15 protein-coding genes and 1 tRNA gene are annotated in these 16,856 nt (G+C 69.6%); 7 read left to right on the forward strand and 9 right to left on the reverse strand.

The genetic code is table 11. The annotated features are described in order from the left end of the window. Window positions 1-87: 87 nt before the first annotated feature. A complete protein-coding gene (locus tag ACFMRZ_RS17120) occupies window positions 88-735 on the reverse strand; it encodes a TetR/AcrR family transcriptional regulator (protein WP_280273687.1) in 648 nt (215 codons plus the stop codon). 218 nt (window positions 736-953) lie between these two features. Next, window positions 954-1,568 (reverse strand): TetR/AcrR family transcriptional regulator, encoded by a 615-nt coding sequence (locus tag ACFMRZ_RS17125; protein ID WP_187688938.1) that lies wholly within the window; start codon window positions 1,566-1,568, stop codon window positions 954-956. A 272-nt stretch (window positions 1,569-1,840) separates the two neighbouring features. Here ACFMRZ_RS17125 and ACFMRZ_RS17130 point away from each other — a divergent pair. The 4 genes from ACFMRZ_RS17130 to ACFMRZ_RS17145 all read left to right on the forward strand — a co-directional run bounded on the left by ACFMRZ_RS17130 (window position 1,841) and on the right by ACFMRZ_RS17145 (window position 5,238). Beyond that, window positions 1,841-1,911 (forward strand) — tRNA-Gln (locus ACFMRZ_RS17130). 128 nt (window positions 1,912-2,039) lie between these two features. Beyond that, complete coding sequence (gene glmU, locus ACFMRZ_RS17135; RefSeq protein WP_280366218.1) at window positions 2,040-3,530, forward strand: bifunctional UDP-N-acetylglucosamine diphosphorylase/glucosamine-1-phosphate N-acetyltransferase GlmU; 1,491 nt, start codon at window positions 2,040-2,042, stop codon at window positions 3,528-3,530. Next, a complete protein-coding gene (locus tag ACFMRZ_RS17140) occupies window positions 3,527-4,507 on the forward strand; it encodes a ribose-phosphate diphosphokinase (protein ID WP_187686827.1) in 981 nt (326 codons plus the stop codon). The genes glmU and ACFMRZ_RS17140 overlap by 4 nt, the downstream gene beginning before the upstream one ends. Window positions 4,508-4,578: 71 nt before the next feature. Next, entirely contained in the window at window positions 4,579-5,238 is a 660-nt protein-coding gene (locus tag ACFMRZ_RS17145; RefSeq protein WP_400179925.1) for a DUF2461 domain-containing protein, read from the forward strand. A gap of 9 nt (window positions 5,239-5,247) precedes the next feature. Here ACFMRZ_RS17145 and egtD read toward each other — a convergent pair whose 3' ends face one another. Genes egtD through egtA form a run of 4 tightly spaced genes read right to left on the reverse strand, consistent with a single transcriptional unit; the run spans window position 5,248 to window position 9,858 of the window. Further along, window positions 5,248-6,219, reverse strand: coding sequence for an L-histidine N(alpha)-methyltransferase (egtD, locus tag ACFMRZ_RS17150; protein ID WP_280366223.1), 972 nt, complete (start codon window positions 6,217-6,219; stop codon window positions 5,248-5,250). Then, the gene (locus ACFMRZ_RS17155; RefSeq protein ID WP_400179926.1) at window positions 6,216-7,220 is read right to left on the reverse strand and encodes an ergothioneine biosynthesis protein EgtC; all 1,005 of its coding nucleotides are present in this window, start codon (window positions 7,218-7,220) and stop codon (window positions 6,216-6,218) included. The genes egtD and ACFMRZ_RS17155 overlap by 4 nt, the downstream gene beginning before the upstream one ends. Then, the gene (egtB, locus tag ACFMRZ_RS17160; protein ID WP_400179927.1) at window positions 7,220-8,560 is read right to left on the reverse strand and encodes an ergothioneine biosynthesis protein EgtB; all 1,341 of its coding nucleotides are present in this window, start codon (window positions 8,558-8,560) and stop codon (window positions 7,220-7,222) included. The genes ACFMRZ_RS17155 and egtB overlap by 1 nt, the downstream gene beginning before the upstream one ends. A 53-nt stretch (window positions 8,561-8,613) precedes the next feature. Further along, window positions 8,614-9,858 carry an ergothioneine biosynthesis glutamate--cysteine ligase EgtA gene (egtA, locus tag ACFMRZ_RS17165; RefSeq protein WP_400179928.1) on the reverse strand — a complete coding sequence of 415 codons (1,245 nt, stop codon included), beginning with the start codon at window positions 9,856-9,858 and terminating at the stop codon, window positions 8,614-8,616. A 258-nt stretch (window positions 9,859-10,116) separates the two neighbouring features. Between egtA and ACFMRZ_RS17170 the strand changes: the two genes are divergently transcribed. Further along, window positions 10,117-11,313 (forward strand): aminotransferase class V-fold PLP-dependent enzyme, encoded by a 1,197-nt coding sequence (locus tag ACFMRZ_RS17170; RefSeq protein WP_400179929.1) that lies wholly within the window; start codon window positions 10,117-10,119, stop codon window positions 11,311-11,313. A gap of 161 nt (window positions 11,314-11,474) precedes the next feature. Continuing rightward, on the forward strand, window positions 11,475-13,130 hold the full coding sequence (locus ACFMRZ_RS17175) for a fatty acyl-AMP ligase (RefSeq protein ID WP_400179930.1): 1,656 nt from the start codon (window positions 11,475-11,477) through the stop codon (window positions 13,128-13,130). A 16-nt stretch (window positions 13,131-13,146) separates the two neighbouring features. Here ACFMRZ_RS17175 and pth read toward each other — a convergent pair whose 3' ends face one another. Both pth and ACFMRZ_RS17185 read right to left on the reverse strand, forming a co-directional pair. Further along, window positions 13,147-13,737, reverse strand: a complete 591-nt coding sequence (gene pth / locus ACFMRZ_RS17180) for an aminoacyl-tRNA hydrolase (protein ID WP_280273679.1) — start codon at window positions 13,735-13,737, stop codon at window positions 13,147-13,149. Window positions 13,738-13,759: 22 nt separating this feature from the next. Further along, window positions 13,760-14,368, reverse strand: coding sequence for a 50S ribosomal protein L25/general stress protein Ctc (locus ACFMRZ_RS17185; protein ID WP_280366239.1), 609 nt, complete (start codon window positions 14,366-14,368; stop codon window positions 13,760-13,762). Between the two features lie 321 nt (window positions 14,369-14,689). Between ACFMRZ_RS17185 and ACFMRZ_RS17190 the strand changes: the two genes are divergently transcribed. Next, the gene (locus ACFMRZ_RS17190; protein WP_400179932.1) at window positions 14,690-16,306 is read left to right on the forward strand and encodes a peptide chain release factor 3; all 1,617 of its coding nucleotides are present in this window, start codon (window positions 14,690-14,692) and stop codon (window positions 16,304-16,306) included. Between the two features lie 4 nt (window positions 16,307-16,310). On the opposite strand, the gene ACFMRZ_RS17195 is transcribed toward ACFMRZ_RS17190, so the two are convergent. Then, entirely contained in the window at window positions 16,311-16,835 is a 525-nt protein-coding gene (locus tag ACFMRZ_RS17195) for a nuclear transport factor 2 family protein (RefSeq protein WP_400179933.1), read from the reverse strand. Window positions 16,836-16,856: the final 21 nt, after the last annotated feature.

Raw genomic sequence — 16,856 nt, forward strand, 5'->3', positions numbered from 1 at the left:
GGAGCGGGGGAGCGAAGCGGAGGAGCGGAGGAGGGAAGACTCGGGGTCACGAGGGCCGCGGCCGCCGAAGCGAAGCGAAGGCCAAAATTACGGCACGTAGCGGCGTAATCGCCGGGCCGCGAACTCGCGGAAGTAGGCGACCTTCTCCTCCGGGACGATCGACGGGAGCAGGAAGTACCAGACACGCTCCATGCGGGCGGCCATCTGGTCGATCGAATCCGTGCCGACCGCGGTGATGTGCACGCCGGAGGACATCTCCTGCAGGAGCAGGCCGATGGTTTCCGGGTCCAGGTCCGGCAGCAGGTCGCCCTGGGCGATCGCGCGTTCGGCCAGCAACTGGTGCGTCTCGCCCCAGGTCTTGGCGATGTTCTCGCCGCTCGCGCCGCGGTAGTCGCCGATCTGGTGGGTGAGTTTGAGCATCGCGCCCACCATCGGATCGTTCATGGTGAGGTCGGCGACCACGTAGGTGATCCCGATACAGGCCTCGAGCGCCGGCACCCGGGGGTCGAAGAACCCCTGACAGGCGCTCACCAGTCGCTCGTTGCCCTGATCGACCACGGCGCGCGCCAGCTCCTCCTTGGAGCCGAAGTGAAAATACAAGGCGCCCTTGGTCACATTGGACTGTGCGATGATCTCGCTCAGGCTCGCGTTCGCGTAACCCAGCCGCAGGAAGACATCGGCCGCGCCCGCAAGGACGGAATCGCGAGTGATCTCCGCACGCGCTTGCCTAGCCATCAGATCCGCCTGTCATCAAACCAGCCATCCTGAAGTAGACCGACATCCCGAAGTTGACCGACATCACAGCTCGAACAGCACTCGAAGGATGGGTGAACCGTACCACCCGACAGGCCCGGGTCAGCGGAATCGAGCATTCGGACCAGCCTCCTTCGCTAATTTTGGGTTAACCGTCCAGTTATTCGCGCCGGACCACCCTCGCTCGGCGCGTCGCACGTCTACGGCGCTGTCCCGCTGGGCCATTCGGAGGCCAGCTGCGGGTCGGCCTCCAGATGGGTGAGCCCGTTCCAGCACAGGTTCACCAGGTGCGCGGCGACCACTTCCTTCGAGGGCTGCCGCTCGTCCAACCACCATGTCGCGGCCGTCGCGACCATGCCGACCAGCGCCTGCGCGTACATGGTGGACAGGCTGGTGTCGAAACCGCGCCGCTCGAAATCGCCGCCGAGAATATGCGCCACCTGATTGACCGCCTCGTTGAGCAGGCTGGAGTAGGTGCCCTCGGCCGCCGACACGGGCTGATCGCGCATCAGGATGCGGAAGCCGTCGGTGCGCTCCTCCATGTAGGTCAGCAACGCCAGTGCCACCTGTTCCAGCCGCACCCGCGACCGGTTCTGCGTCAGCGAGGAGGTGATCATGTCGAGCAGCGTCGACATCTCCCGGTCGACGACCACCGCGTACAGCCCCTCCTTGCCGCCGAAGTGTTCGTACACAACGGGTTTGGACACCTGGGCACGCTGCGCGATCTCCTCGATGGAGGTGGCGTCGTACCCGCGCTCCGCGAACAGCGCGCGGCCGATCTCGATGAGCTGCTGCCGCCGCTGGGTTCCGGTCATGCGGGGCCGCGGCGTCCGGCTCGCCTCATTCGAAGACATCGATCCCGCCGCCTCCCTACGAATCCCGTCGCGACTTGCACCGACAACTCTCTCAGACAGCATCGCCCCCGCGCGCGGCAGCCCCGGGACATCTTGGTGAATCTCCCAACGCAACGGCCGATCTCGACCGGTATGGTGCCGGGCAAGGTGGCTCTTTGGGCGTCGGCATGCGAGGATCATTCCCGCGTGCCGTGACGTGGCGGCGGATGTGATGGAATCCGCCGGTGCGACAATCCGCCGTAGTGTAATGGCAGCACCACTGATTTTGGTTCAGTTAGTCCAGGTTCGAGTCCTGGCGGCGGAGCTCGGGGGCGCGGTGACCGCGGTCGGCCGGCACGATGCCCTAAGGTCGATCGGCAGTGCCCGCGGTGACCGAGGACGGAAGTGACCAAGGGACAGCAGCCCACGATGACAGGCAGCCGAGGGAGATCCATGCCACAGCAGACCGCCGTCGTCGTTCTCGCAGCCGGTGCCGGAACTCGAATGCGGTCGAAGACTCCTAAGGTTTTGCATTCACTGGCCGGCCGCAGCATGCTCGCGCACGCGCTGCATGCGGCGAACGAGATCGACCCCGCCTACCTCATCACCGTGATCGGGCACGATCGCGACCAGGTCGGCGCGGCGATGAATTCCGTTGCGGCGGAACTGGGCCGCGAGATCACCCCGGCGGTGCAGGAGCAGCAGCTGGGCACCGGGCACGCGGTGCGGTGCGCGCTGTCGGCGCTGCCCGCCGACTTCGCCGGCGACCTGCTGGTCACCTCCGCCGACGTGCCGCTGCTCGACGGTGACACGCTCTCGGCGCTGCTGGCCGAGCATCGCAGCTATCCGCAGCGTTCCGCGGTGACGGTGCTGACCTTCGCACCCGAGGACCCGAACGGCTACGGCCGCATCGTCCGCGACGCCGAGGGCCACGTGCTCGAGATCGTCGAGCACGCCGACGCGACTCCCGAGCAGGCCGCGCTCACCGAGGTCAACTCGGGCGTCTACGTTTTCGACGCCGCCGTGCTGCGCGCCATGATCGGCCGGCTCACCACCGCCAATGCCCAGCACGAGCTGTATCTGACCGATGTGCTGAAGCTGGCGCGCGAGGGCGGGCACCCGGTGCACGGCGCGCGGCTGGTGGACGCTGCCAAGGTCACCGGCGTGAACGACCGCGTGCAGATGGCCGCGGCCGCCCGCATCTTCAATCGCTACATCCTCGAACGCCATATGCGGGCCGGGGTCACCGTCATCGATCCCGCTACGACCTGGGTCGACGCCGGTGTCCGGATCGGCCGCGACGCGGTGCTGCGGCCGGGCGTGCAGTTGCTCGGCAATACGGTCGTCGGCGAGGACGCCGAGGTCGGCCCGGACTCCACCCTCACCGACGTGGTGGTCGGCGACGGCGCCACGGTGGTCCGCACGCACGGGTCGGGCGCGACCATCGGCCCCGGCGCGGCCATCGGCCCGTTCGCGTACCTGCGGCCGGGCACGGTCGTCGGGCTCTCCGGCAAGCTCGGGGCTTTCGTCGAGACCAAGAACGCCACCATCGGCGCGCACTCCAAGGTGCCGCACCTGACCTACGTCGGCGACGCCACCATCGGCGAGCACAGCAACATCGGCGCGTCCAGTGTGTTCGTCAACTACGACGGGGTGAACAAACACCACACGGTTGTGGGTTCCCATGTGCGTACCGGTAGTGACACGATGTTCATAGCCCCGGTGACGGTGGGCGACGGCGCCTATTCGGCGGCAGGTACTGTGCTGCGGAGAAACGTTCCGCCGGGGGCATTGGCCGTCTCGGGCGGAGCACAGCGCAATATCGAGGGCTGGGTGCAGCGGAAACGTCCCGGGACCGCTGCGGCACAGGCGGCAGCCGACGCACTCGCGGCCGGCGACAGGGCGAGTCAAGCAATCGAGCAAAAGGATGGCAACAGAGAGTGACCGCGTTCTCGACCGATAATCAGAAGAACCTGATGCTGTTCTCGGGGCGCGCTCACCCCGAGCTGTCCGAGCAGGTGGCGAAGGAACTCGACGTTCCGATCACTCCGCAAACTGCCCGCGACTTCGCCAACGGAGAGATCTTCGTTCGGTTCGAGGAATCCGTGCGCGGTTCGGACGCGTTCGTGATGCAGGGCTTCCCGGCTCCGCTGAACGAGTGGCTGATGGAGCACCTCATCATGCTCGACGCGCTCAAGCGCGGGTCGGCCAAGCGGATCACCTCGGTTTTGCCGTTCTATCCCTACGCCCGGCAGGACAAGAAGCACCGCGGCCGCGAGCCGATCTCCGCCCGTCTGGTCGCCGATCTGCTCAAGACCGCCGGCGCGGACCGGATCATCACCGTCGACCTGCACACCGACCAGATCCAGGGCTTTTTCGACGGTCCCGTCGACCACATGCACGCGCTGGTACAGCTGTCGGAGTACGTGCGCAACCACTACAGCACCGACAACGTCACCGTCGTCTCCCCCGACGCGGGCCGCGTGAAGGTCGCCGAGAAGTGGGCCGACTCGCTGGGCGGCGCGCCCGTCGCCTTCATCCACAAGACCCGCGACCCGCTGGTGCCCAACCAGGTCAAGTCGCACCGCCCGGTCGGTGACGTGGACGGCCGCACCTGCATCCTGATCGACGACATGATCGACACCGGCGGCACCATCGCCGAGGCCGTGCGCGTGCTGCGCGAGGCCGGCGCCGGTGACGTGGTCATCGCCGCTACCCACGGCGTGCTGTCCAACCCGGCCGCCGAGCGGCTGGCGTCGTGCGGCGCCCGCGAGGTGATCGTCACCAACACGCTGCCGATCACCGAGGACAAGAAGTTCCCCACGTTGACGGTGCTGTCGATCGCCCCGCTGCTGGCCCGCACCATCCGCGAGGTGTTCGAGAACGGCTCGGTCACCGGGCTGTTCAACGGCTCGGCCTAACCCCCGGCACGAGCATGCCGGGACGACCTCGCGTCGTCCCGGCCCCGCACGCGGGCGATAGGTTGATCTGCATGAGCGAGTTCGCGGGGTTCCCGTTCGCGGGCCTGGACTTCTACGAAGACCTCGAGGCCGACAATTCGAAGACGTTCTGGGCCGCCAACAAGCACGTCTACGAGCAGTCGGTGAAGCAGCCGATGACCGCGCTGATGACCGACCTCGAGGCCGACTTCGGCGCCCCCAAGGTCTTCCGGCCCTACCGGGACGTGCGGTTCTCGAAGAACAAGACGCCGTACAAGGACCACCAGGGGGCCATCGTCCACGTGGCGTCCGGCACCGGGTGGTACGTCCAAATCGGCGCACCGGGACTGTTCGTGGCCGGTGGGATATACGCCGCCTCCCCCGCGCAGCTCGCGCGTCTGCGCGCCACGATCGACGACGAGGTGCGCGGGGCCGAGCTGGAACAGATTCTCGCCCGGCTGGCGAAGGCCGGATTCCCTACGGGCGGTGATCAACTCAAGACCCGCCCGAAGGGTTACGCCGCCGATCATCCACGCATCGAATTGCTCCGGCACAAATCCCTGCTGGTGAGCAAGGAGTTCGGCGCGCCCGACTGGCTCCCGACTCCCCGCGCCGCCAAGGAGATCCGCAAGTCCTGGGAGACCATGCGGCCGCTCATCGAGTGGTTGGGCGCGGTCGTCGGGGGCGAGAGCGAGGCGCCGCCGCGCCGTTGACCTTCCGGTTCAGCGGCGGGCGGCCAGGACCAACGCGAAGCGGTCGTACGGATCGGTCCACACCTGCTCGGTGGCGAAACCGCTCGCCGCCAGTTCGGCGGTGAGGCCCTCGACCCGGAACTTGGCGGAGATCTCCGTGCGCATCTGCTCGCCCTCGTCGAAGTGCACCGTGAGGCCCAGGTCGGCGACGGTGGCCGTCATCGCCCGGGTGGCCTCCAGGCGCATCTCGATCCACTCGTTCGCCGCGTCCCACACGGCCACGTGCCGGAAACTCTCCGGATCGAAATCGGCGCGCAGGCGAGAGTTCAAGACGTACAGCACATTCCGGTTGAATTCGGCCGTGACGCCCGCGGCGTCGTCGTAGGCGGGCACCAGCACGGCCGGATCGATCACCAGGCCCGCGCCGAGCAGCAGTTGCTCCCCCGGCTCGAGCACCTCGTGGACGCCGGACAGGAACTCGGCCCGCTCGGCGGGGACCAGGTTGCCGATGGTGCCGCCCAGGAACGCGATCATCCGGCGGCCGCCGCGCGGCAGATTGTGCAGGGTGTCGGTGAAGTCGCTGACCACCCCGTGCACCGCCAGGCCCGGGAACTCCGTGACGAGCTGCTGAGCGGCCTCGCGCAGCGCCGACACCGAGACATCCTGCGGGACATAGGTTTTCAGCGGCCCGGCGCTGCTCAGCGCGGACAGCAGCAGCCTGGTCTTGGCCGCCGAGCCCGCCCCCAGCTCGACGAGCACCTCCGCCTGCGCGATCCGGGCGATCTCGCCGACGACCCGCTCCAGCAGCGCCCGCTCGGTCCGCGTCGGGTAGTACTCCGGCAGCGCGGTGATCGCCTCGAACAGCTCGCTGCCCCGGGCGTCGTAGAACCACTTGGGCGGCAAGGTCTTCGGCGTCGACGTGAGGCCCAGGCGGGCATCCGACCGCAGCGCGGCGGTGAGGTCGTCGTCGGTGAGGTGGATCTCCAGCGTCGGTGCGGTCATGAAGAGGCCCTTTCGGATTCGGCGGAGGCGAGGGGGACGACGGACAGGTGGCCGGGCCGGGCCGTCACCAGCTGCCGGTCCGCGATGGCCTGCCAGCGCGGGTCGTCGTCGTAGGGTTCGGAGGACAGCGTCACCGACGTGTCGGTGGCCAGCACCGACAGCGAGTGGTACACGGTGGTGGCCCACAGGGTTTCGCCGTCGCTCAGCAGCAGGTTCAGCCGGGCCCGCGGCGCGCGGGCGAGGACCGCCGAGACCAGCAGCCGCAGTGCGCGGCCGGGGACCGCTGCGCTTTCGGGCCAGTCGTCGGCGACGAGGGTCCACGATTCGGGGGTTTCGGCGATGGCGTAGCCGTCCGCGGCGGGCGCGGCGCCGTTCGATGCGATCGGCGCACGGTCGAATTCCGCCGCCTCGTGCAGCTTTTCGAGCAGATCGCGCAGGATGACCCAGAGCAGGGCGGAATCGGTGTGCGACTCGGCGTCCAGCAGCGTGGTCACGCCCAGTTCGGCGGCCACCTCCGTCAGCACCCGCTGCCAGTCCTGGACCACCCCGTTGTGGCTGAACGCCCAGCGGCCGTGGGTGAACGGGGCACAAGCCGAGCGCTCCACGGGCATCCCCACCGTCGCCGACCGCACCGCCGCCAGCACCGCCGCCGACCGTAGCTGCGGCAGCACCTCGTCCACCGCGGGGTCAGTCCAGATCGGCGCGGGATTGCGATAGCGGCTGGCCGCCAACGTGATAGGAGAGCGGCCGCCGATTCGGCCCGCCATCCGTGCCGAGGCCGCCTCGGGACCGCGCGAATGCGCGCGGTCACCGGTCGAGGATGCGCCGCCCGCCTCGACCACGGGCGCCCACCACGCGACCCCGAAGCCGTCGGCGTTGATCGTGCCGCCGCCGCGCATGTCTCGCGGCTGCCACGCCTGGCTGCGCAGGGAATGTTCGCCGCGGGTGAGTAGTGCGCCGACGGGAGCCGGCGGGCCGAGGTAGCCGAGATGACGGCACATCAGCGCTCGTCCGGGCGCAGGTCGCGGGCCAGGCGGAAACCCGAGAAGATCTGACGGCGGATCGGGTGGTCCCAGTTGCGGAAGGTGCCGCGGCAGGCGACCGGATCGGTGCCGAACGAGCCGCCGCGCAGCATCTTGTAGTCGCCGCCGAAGAACACCTCCGAGTACTCCCGATACGGGAACGCCTCGAACCCGGGGTACGCCTCGAAACCCGAAGCGGTCCACTCCCAGACGTCGCCGATCAGCTGGTGCACACCGGCCGGGGAGGCGCCCTCCGGATACGCCCCCACCTCGGCCGGTTCCAGGTGGCGCTGGCCCAGATTCGCCGTGTCCGCGGTGGGATCGGCATCGCCCCAGGGGTAGCGCCGGGTCTGCCCGGTGGCCGGGTCGAATCGGGCCGCCTTCTCCCATTCGGCCTCGGTGGGCAGGCGCTTACCGGCCCAGTTGGCGTAGGCCTCGGCCTCGAACCAGCACACGTGCACCACCGGCTGGTGCGGACGTACCGGTTCCATGGTCCCGAAAACGCGCCGCCACCAAGAGTTTCCGCCATCGCGCTCCCAGAACTGCGGCGCGACCAGCCCGGCGTCGGTGCGGTGCGCCCAGCCGCGCTCGGACCACAGCTCCGGCCGCTGGTAACCGCCGTCGTCGATGAATCGCTGGTACTGCGCGTTGGTCACCGGTGCGGCGTCGATGGCGAAGGCGGGGACATGCACGCGATGGGCGGGCCGCTCGTTGTCCAGCGCCCACGGATCGGTCGAGGTGCCCATCGTGAATTCGCCCGCGGGAACGAGCACTTCACCCGAGACCGGCACGCGAGACGTGGGCGCGGCCTCCGCCCGGAGGACCGCCGGACCCACGCGCAGCTGATGTGTCGCCAGCATGGTCTCGTCGTGCTGCTGCTCGTGCTGGGCGATCATGCCGAACGCGAAGCCGCCCTCGACCAGCCGGGCGCCGCGTAAGGCGCTGCCGGACAGCACATCCCACACCTTCAGCCGGACATCGCCGACATAGCCGCGGGCCTCCTCGGCCGTCAGCAGCGGGAGCGCGGGCCGGTCGGCGCGAGGATGCTGGAACGCGTCGTAGAGGTGGTCGATGTCGGACCGCACCGGCTCCCGGCCGCCGACATCGCGCACCAGCCACAGCTCCTCCTGGTTGCCGATGTGCGCGAGATCCCAGACCAGCGGGCTCATCAGCCGCGAGTGCTGCGCCACCAGCTCTGCCTCGTCGACGCAGTCGGTGAGCGCCGCCGTCCTGGCGCGCGCCCGCACGAGCACCTCGGCGATCTGCTCGCGCAGTCGCTCGGTGTCGGCGCGATCGGTCCCGGTGAGATGAACGGTCATGAGTGTTCTCCGAAATCGTCGAGCGGGGAGGGGGTACGGGGTGCCCGGCCGGGTCAGGTGGGCATGCGGCCGTCGCGACATCGGCGGACGGCCTCCTGTAGTTCGGCCGCGGCCGCCGGCGTCGCCGCGTGCGCCGCGGCCAGGTCGAGCAATTCCACTGCCGCCGAACGGATCTGCGGGTCCGCCAGGCCGCTGCGGGCCGCCTCCAGCCATTGATCGGCGACGGGAGCGGCCACGCGGGTGGCCTCGGCGACGACGGCGGGCGTGGACAGGAGCGACTCCAGCGCGTGGACCGGCACGCTCCACGAGTCGCCGGGCTGCGCGTCGAGGTAGCGGACCTCCAGATGCCCCGAGGCCCGCACGGGCGGGAACATGGTGGTCAGGTGATAGTCGAGATCGGCCGCCTCCGGTGGGCGGCCGATCTCGTCGTCGAGCGCGCCGCACAGCCAGTCGGCGAAGGTGGCGCCCGGTGGGGCGGCCCAATCGCCGGCGCCGTCCGACCGGACGCACAGCAGGGGGACGTCCAGCACCCAGCGGGCGTAGTCGGTCACCGGATCGGACCAGTGCCGCACCGACGGGCGGGTGCGGGCGTGGTCGAGCCGGAGCCAGGCGCGCATGCGCTGCGAGGCCCACGCGCCGGCCGGGGCGCCCTGGAGTTCGGGCGAGCAGGCGAAGGCGGCGAGCAGGGCCGGGCCGACGGCGTACAGGGCGGTCCAGCGCGCGGCTATCTCGGCCGGATCCGCACCGGCGTCGACGCTCACCTGCGTCGCCGCGGTGTTGCACATCATGAGTTTGCCGAACGGGCCGATCCCCTCGAAACTGCGCTCCATGGCCTGGTATCGCGGCAGTTGCAGGACTCGCGCCGGATGGCGGGTGGCATCGGCGGCCGCCGCGACGATACGAATGGACCGGGTGTGGAGCATTTTCTCCAACAGGCGCGCATCCGCGCGCAGGCGCTCACACAATTCGGTCGCCGCCGGAAACGGGGCGCTGGAAAGTTCGATCTGACCACCGGGTTCTACGGTGACCCTGCTGCCCCCGGGCAGCGGCAGGGCCGGGGATTCGGCGGCGACGGACCGTGGTGCGTACGGCCCCAGCGCCGCCGCGAGCTCCGACAGCTCGGGACGCGCCGGCGGCGTCGAAGGTTCACCCTGCACGGTGAGCCACTCCAGTTCGGCGCCGATCAGCGCCGGTGGACCCTGTTTGAAGCAGACGCCGCCGATGTACGCCTCTGCCGCGGCTCGCGAAGAGAGGCCGGGGCCTGCGCCGATCGGGGCCCGTACTGCCGTGATAGCCATTGCCAATCCTCCGCTCTGCCGCCGCTGACCTGTGCCAGCCGCCGCAGCCGTGCCGCCGATAGCTGTGTCACGAAAGACCGGACCGCTGCCTTCCGCCGACCCGACCCAGAGTAACGGTGGTGACCGACAAGAGTTCTGAAGAATTGATGACATACTCCCCGCAAAGCCGCCCTAACAGGGAAAATGCATCACCGAAGGAAATCGCTCGGAGACCTTGGAACCCCTGCCGCGGGCGCGGGATCTTCTATCGTCGATGAGGTGCTGGATCAGACTCGCCTTCGCGCCGACATCGCCGCCTACGACGACACCGCCCGGCCGTCGCCGGTCTTCCTCGACAGCGCCGGCTCCTCGCTGCCGCCGCGAGTCGTGGTGGACACCGTGATCGGCCACCTGCGCCGGGAGGCCGAGGTCGGCGGCTATCGCGCGGCGAACGAACGGCTGGACGATCTGGCCGCGGTGCGGTCGGCCATCGGGGCTCTGATCAACGCCGATCCGTCGGGAATCGCGCTGAGCGACAGCGCGACCCGATCCTGGGCCGACTTCTTCTACTCGATCCCGCTGGCCCCCGGCGACCGGATCCTGGTCTCGGGCGCGGACTACGCCAGCAACGCCATCGCGGCCCTGCAGCGCGCCCGCGCGACCGGCGCCGTGGTCGAGGCCATTCCCACCGATCCGACCGGGCAACTCGATGTCGACGCCCTGGCCGAACTGGTCGACGAGCGCGTGAAGCTGGTGTCGCTGCTGCACGCCCCCACCAACGGGGGTCTGGTCAACCCGGTCGCGGAGGCCGCCCGGGTGGTGCGCGAGGCGGGCGCGATCGTGCTGCTGGACGCCTGCCAGTCGGCGGGCCAGTTGCCCCTCGACGTCGCGGCGCTCGGCGTCGACGCCCTGTCCGCCACCGGACGCAAATGGCTGCGCGGCCCGCGCGGTACCGGATTCCTTTACGTACGACCGGAATTGGCCGCGACCATGGAACCGGCCCGCCTGGACCTGCACAGCGCGCAATGGACGGGCCCGCGGGAATACCGCCTGGCCCCCGATGCCACCCGTTTCGAATTCTGGGAACACGATGTCGCGGCTCGCCTCGGTCTCGGCGCCGCCGTGCGTTATCTGCTGGAACTCGGTCCCGGGCAGGTCTACGACGCGGTCGCCGCCAATGCCGGGTATCTGCGCAAGACGCTCCCCCAGATCGGCGGCGTCACCGTGCGCGATCTCGGGACACAGCACAGCGGGATCGTCTCATTCACCGTCGACGGCCTGCACCCCCACGAGGTCCGCGACCGCTTGGCGGAACAGGACATCACGGTCACCGTCAGCCATCGCGGCTCCACGCTGCTCGATATGTCCGCCCGCGGACTCGACGCGGTGGTGCGCGCCTCCCCGCACTGCTTCGTCACCACCACCGAGCTGGATCGTTTCGCCGACGCCGTCGCCGCGCTCGCCGCCGGGCACTGAGCGCCGCGCCCGGCCCGGCCGTGCCCGCCATCGCGCGGGCGACGCCCCGATGAACCGGGTCGGCACGGGATCCGTAATCCGGTTGTGTGGGGTCGAGCGAGAACCGCCCACGCTCTCGCTCGGCTCCGCTTCCCGTGTCCGACTTCGTGAGGGAGTCGATCGTGAGCCGGTTCACCGACGAGATGTACGCGACCGCGCGCGAATCCACGCGCGGCCTGGTCACCGGGGAGCCGGCGGCGCCGCGCCGGCAGACCTGGGGCGAGATACACCGCACCGCCCGCCGCATGGCCGGTGGCCTGGCCGCCGCCGGTCTCGCACACGGTGACGCGGTCGGGGTGCTGGCCGGTCTCCCGGCCGATATCGCCCCGGCCTGTCAGGCGATCTGGATGCGCGGCGCGTCGATCACGATGCTGCACCAGCCGACGCCGCGCACCGACCTCATGCAGTGGGCGCACGACACCGAGACCGTGCTGCACATGATCGAGGCCCGCGCCGTGGTGCTGGGCGCGCCGTTCGACGCGGCCGCCCCGCTGCTCACCGAACGCGGCATCACCGTCGTGCGCATCGACGACCTGCCCGCCGGTCCGGACACCGATCCGCTGCCGACCGCCGAGAGCGATATCGCTCTGCAACAGCTGACCTCGGGCTCGACCGGGTCGCCGAAGGCGGTCCGGATCACGCACGGCAACTTCCTCGCCAACGCCTACGCCATGTTCGACCGGGTGAAATTCCAGCTCGACCACGACGTGATGATCAGCTGGCTGCCGCTGTTCCACGACATGGGCATGGTCGGATTCCTCAGCGTGCCCATGCAATTCGGCGCCGAGGTGGTGTGCGTGACACCGCTGGACTTCCTGCACCGGCCGTTGCTGTGGGCCGAGCTGATCACGAAGTATCGCGGGACCGTCACGGCCGCACCGAATTTCGCCTACGCGCTGCTGTCCCGCCGCCTGCGCCAAGCCGACGACGGCGCGGTGGACCTGAGCAGCGTGCGCTACATGTGGAACGGCGCGGAGCCGGTCGATCCCGACACCATCGAGGCCCTCGCGGCCGCGGGAAAACGGTTCGGGCTCAACCCGATGGCGATCACGCCGGTGTACGGGATGGCGGAAACCACACTGGCCGTGTCGATCCCGGATCCCGGGCACGGCATGGTGCTCGACGTCGTCGACGCCGATCTGCTGGAGGCGCTGGGAAAGGCCGTGCCGGTGGCGGATCCGCGCACCCATCACGGCGCCGTGCGGCGGCTGCCGACGCTGGGCTACCTGGTCGACGGGCTGGAGGGCCGTGTGGTCGACAACGAGCGCACGCCGCTGCCGACCCGCTCGGTCGGAGTGATCGAGGTGCGCGGGGCCGCGGTCACCGCCGGTTACGTCACGGTCGACGGCTTCCGGCCCACCCGGGACGACGCGGGCTGGCTGGACACCGGCGATATCGGCTACTTCACCGAGGAGGGCCTGATCGTCGTGTGCGGCCGGATCAAGGACGTCATCATCATGGGCGGCCGCAACATCTTCCCGACCGACATCGAGCGCGCCGCGCTGCGCGTGCGCGGGGTGCGGCCGGGCAACGCGGTCGCGGTCCGGCTGGACGCGGGCCAGTATCGCGAGAGCTTCGCCGTGGTGGTGGAGACCAACGACCACCAGAACGCCGCGGAGGTCCGGCGCATCGAACACGACATCGTGCACGAGGTGTTCGCCGAGGTGGGCGTGCGCCCGCGCAGCGTGACGGTCCTGGGGCCGGGAGCCCTGCCCAAAACTTCGTCGGGCAAGCTGCGACGCACCGCGACCGCGACTCTCACCAGAACGAGCAAGTAGCCGAAAGAGTTCGCGCTCAGTGCAATTGGTTCTGCGCCGGTTCCAGCCCGACGCGCAGGAGCAGTTCCACGGCGTCGGCGGCCTGCTCCACGAGGACGGGGACCTCCTTGCGCTCGACCGATGAGAACGGCTTGAGCACGAAGTCGGCCGGGTCCTGGCGGCCCGGCGGCCGGCCGATGCCGAACCGCACCCGCAGGTAGTCCTTGGTGGTCAGGGCGCTGGACACCGAGCGCAGCCCGTTGTGCCCGCCCTCGCCGCCACCGCGCTTGAGCCGGATGGCGCCGAACGGCAGATCGAGTTCGTCGTGCACGACGATCACCTCGTCCGCCGGGACCGAGAAGAACCGCGCCAGCGCCGCGACCGGCCGGCCGGACACGTTCATGTATGTACGCGGCTTGGCCAGCAACACTTTTCGCCCGTCCAGCCGGGCCTCGAGCAGGTCTGCGCCGGACTTCTTGTGCACGGTGAAACGACCGCCGACGCGGCCCGCGAGCACATCGGCGACCAGGAAGCCGACATTGTGCCGGGTGCGCTCGTACTCGGGCCCGGGATTCCCCAGGCCGACCACGAGCGCGGGCCGCGGCGGTCCGCCGTTCGGTTCGGTCATCGAAAACCGTTACGCGCCGGTCTTATTCGGCGCTCTCGCCCTCGGCGGACGCCTCGTCGGCGCTCTCGCTCTCGGCGGCCTCGGCGGCCGGGGCGGTGATGATGTTGACGAGCAGGGTCTCCGGATCGGCAGCCAGGGTGGTGCCCTTCGGCAGCGTGATCTGACCGGCGGTGATCTGGGTGCCGGCCTCGATGCCCTCGATGGAGACCTCGATCTCCTCGGGGATGTTCAGGGCGTCGGCCTCGACGGAGATGGTGGTGGCGTCCTGGGTGACCAGGGTGCCGGGGGCGGCGTCGCCGGAGAGCACGACGTGCACGTCGGCGACGACCTTCTCGCCGCGCTTGACGATCAGCAGGTCGGCGTGCTCGATGTAGCGGCGGATCGGGTGCACCACAACGGACTTGGTGAGGGCGAGCTGCTTCTTGCCCTCGATCTCGAGGTTCAGCACGGCGTTGGTGCCGTGCTCGCGCAGGATCGCGGCGAAGGCGTGCGCGTCGACCGCGAGGTGCTTGGGGGCCTCGCCGTGGCCGTACAGCACGGCGGGGACATGACCGGCCCGGCGGGTACGGCGCGCTGCGCCCTTGCCGAACTCGGTGCGGACGGTGGCTTCGAGAAGGCTGGCGTCGGACATGACTGATGAACTCCTACGGCTCTCCGGGCGGTCTGCATGCTGGGCCAGGGGCTGGACCTGACCGAGGGTCTGCTCGTCGGGCGAAGACCGAACGAGGACGACCGGAAGCCGGGCCACGTCGATCACGGTGAGCACAAGTGCCTCACCCTCGCCGAGACAACCCGACGAGAATAACACGCACCACCGTGGCCCCTTGCACGGCGCCCCCGGTCTTCGCCCTCCTTTGATCGATTCCGGACCGCGTGGGCCGGTTCGGTCGGCCGATCGTTCGGTCGAGTACCCTGGAGCGGTTGCCTGTCCCGCGAAGAGGAGCACTCCCCCGTGAATTCCCCGACTGCCGGCGCGAGCGCGCCCGGGCTGTCCGAAGAGGTGGCACGGCGGCGCACATTCGCGGTGATCTCGCACCCCGACGCCGGTAAATCCACCCTCACCGAGGCCCTGGCGCTGCATGCCAAGGTGATCGCCGAGGCCGGCGCCATCCACGGCAAGGCCGGGCGCCGCTCGACGGTCTCGGACTGGATGGAGATGGAGAAGGCGCGCGGTATCTCGGTCAGCTCGACCGCGCTGCAGTTCGAATACGGCGGGTGCGTGATCAATCTGGTCGACACCCCCGGCCACTCGGATTTCTCCGAGGACACCTACCGGGTGCTGACCGCCGTCGACGCCGCCGTGATGCTCATCGACGCCGCCAAGGGCCTGGAACCGCAGACGCTCAAGCTGTTTCAGGTCTGCCGCCATCGCGGCATCCCGGTCATCACCGTCGTCAACAAGTGGGACCGCCCCGGTCGCGCCCCGCTGGAACTGCTCGACGAGATCAGCGAGCGCATCGGGCTGACGCCCACTCCCCTGTTCCTGCCGGTCGGCATCGCGGGCGACTTCCGCGGCCTGCTGCGCCGCGGCGAGGACGGCGCGGCCACCGAATACGTGCACTTCACCCGCACCGCGGGCGGCGCCACCATCGCGCCGGAGGAGTCCTACACCCCGGAGCAGGCGGCCGAGCGCGAGGCCGAGGTGTGGGCGACCGCGGCCGAGGAGAGCGAGTTGCTGTCGGCCACCGGCCAGGACCACGACCAGGAACTGTTCCTGGCGGGCCAGACCTCGCCGGTCATCTACGCCTCGGCGATGCTGAACTTCGGTGTGCGCCAGCTGCTGGACACCCTGGTGGAGCTGGCGCCCCCGCCCGGTCCGCGCACCGATGTCAACGGCGCGCCGCGCACTCCCGCGGACCCGTTCAGCGCGGTCGTGTTCAAGGTGCAGGCGGGCATGGACGCCGCCCACCGCGACCGGCTGGCGTTCATGCGCATCGTGTCCGGCGAGTTCGAGCGCGGCATGGTGGTCACCCACGCGCAAACCGGCAAGCCCTTCGCGACCAAGTACGCGCTGACCGTCTTCGGCCGGGAGCGCGCCACCGTCGACACCGCCTATCCGGGCGACGTGGTCGGCCTGGTGAACGCGACCGCACTGGCCCCGGGGCACACCCTGTTCGTGGGTAAGAAGGTGCAGTTCCCGCCGATCCCGTCGTTCGCGCCGGAGCATTTCGCCACGCTGCGCGCGCAGAGCGCCGGGAAGTACAAGCAGTTCCGGAAGGCGATCGATCAGCTGGATTCCGAGGGCGTGGTGCAGGTGCTGCGCAACGACACCCGCGGCGACGCCTCGCCGGTGCTGGCCGCGGTCGGCCCGATGCAGTTCGAGGTGGTCACCGCCCGCATGCAGGCGGAGTTCAATGTCGAGACCCACCTCGACAACCTGCCGTACCAGCTGGCCCGCCGCACCGACGCCGACTCGGCGCCCGAGTTGGACCGGCAGCGCGGGGTGGAGGTCTTCACCCGCACCGACGGCGCGATCCTGGCGCTGTTCAGCGATAAGTGGCGCCTGCAGTACATCCAGAAGGAAATACCGCGCCTGACCCTCGAACCGCTGGTCGCGACCGCGGACTGAGCCCTCAGCCCATGGTTTCGGCGGCGTCGGGGGGCGAGGTGTCGGAGTCGGGCGTCATCCCCGGCTCCTGGGCGATGAGTCCCCAGCGACTCGAGGTCAGGCGCAGGCTGGGCAGGTCCGACATGGACAGCACGACCTCGTAGGTGCGTTCGTACCCGGTGTGGGCGATGCGCCAGGCGCCGTCGTCGCACTTCACGTACCGGTCGTTGTAGAACGCCGCCCCGCGCAGCAGCATGTTGTGACCGGGGATCAGCACCGTGTCGGCGAGATACCAGGTGCCGGTCGCGGTGTCGCCGTCGATATCGATCTCGGGATGGTCGCAGCGGTGTTCGGTGATCACGTGCGGGCCGAGCGTGTTGCGCATGAACGCCAGAAACGCGTCGCGCGATTCGAACTGCAGGTACTCGCTGTAGGTCGCCGTCGCCTCCGGGACCATGGTGTCGGCGAAGTCGTCCCAGGACTTGGTGTCGAGTGCCCGCAGATACCGGAACTTCAGCCGGCTGATCGCGGAGACGGCATCGGAATCCATAACTCCACAATCCCACCAGAA

Origin of the sequence: Nocardia sp. N2S4-5, assembly GCF_044628355.1 — a bacterium.
GTDB lineage: Bacteria > Actinomycetota > Actinomycetes > Mycobacteriales > Mycobacteriaceae > Nocardia > Nocardia wallacei_B.

Bases quoted from the DNA above. Each gene is read 5' to 3' on its own strand.
- ACFMRZ_RS17155 (WP_400179926.1), bottom strand. From the start codon at position 7,220: ATGTGCCGTCATCTCGGCTACCTCGGCCCGCCGGCTCCCGTCGGCGCA.
- egtD (WP_280366223.1), bottom strand. From the start codon at position 6,219: ATGACCGCACCGACGCTGGAGATCCACCTCACCGACGACGACCTCACC.
- pth (WP_280273679.1), bottom strand. From the start codon at position 13,737: ATGACCGAACCGAACGGCGGACCGCCGCGGCCCGCGCTCGTGGTCGGC.
- glmU (WP_280366218.1), top strand. From the start codon at position 2,040: ATGCCACAGCAGACCGCCGTCGTCGTTCTCGCAGCCGGTGCCGGAACT.
- ACFMRZ_RS17145 (WP_400179925.1), top strand. From the start codon at position 4,579: ATGAGCGAGTTCGCGGGGTTCCCGTTCGCGGGCCTGGACTTCTACGAA.
- egtB (WP_400179927.1), bottom strand. From the start codon at position 8,560: ATGACCGTTCATCTCACCGGGACCGATCGCGCCGACACCGAGCGACTG.
- egtA (WP_400179928.1), bottom strand. From the start codon at position 9,858: ATGGCTATCACGGCAGTACGGGCCCCGATCGGCGCAGGCCCCGGCCTC.
- ACFMRZ_RS17185 (WP_280366239.1), bottom strand. From the start codon at position 14,368: ATGTCCGACGCCAGCCTTCTCGAAGCCACCGTCCGCACCGAGTTCGGC.
- ACFMRZ_RS17125 (WP_187688938.1), bottom strand. From the start codon at position 1,568: ATGACCGGAACCCAGCGGCGGCAGCAGCTCATCGAGATCGGCCGCGCG.
- ACFMRZ_RS17195 (WP_400179933.1), bottom strand. From the start codon at position 16,835: ATGGATTCCGATGCCGTCTCCGCGATCAGCCGGCTGAAGTTCCGGTAT.
- ACFMRZ_RS17120 (WP_280273687.1), bottom strand. From the start codon at position 735: ATGGCTAGGCAAGCGCGTGCGGAGATCACTCGCGATTCCGTCCTTGCG.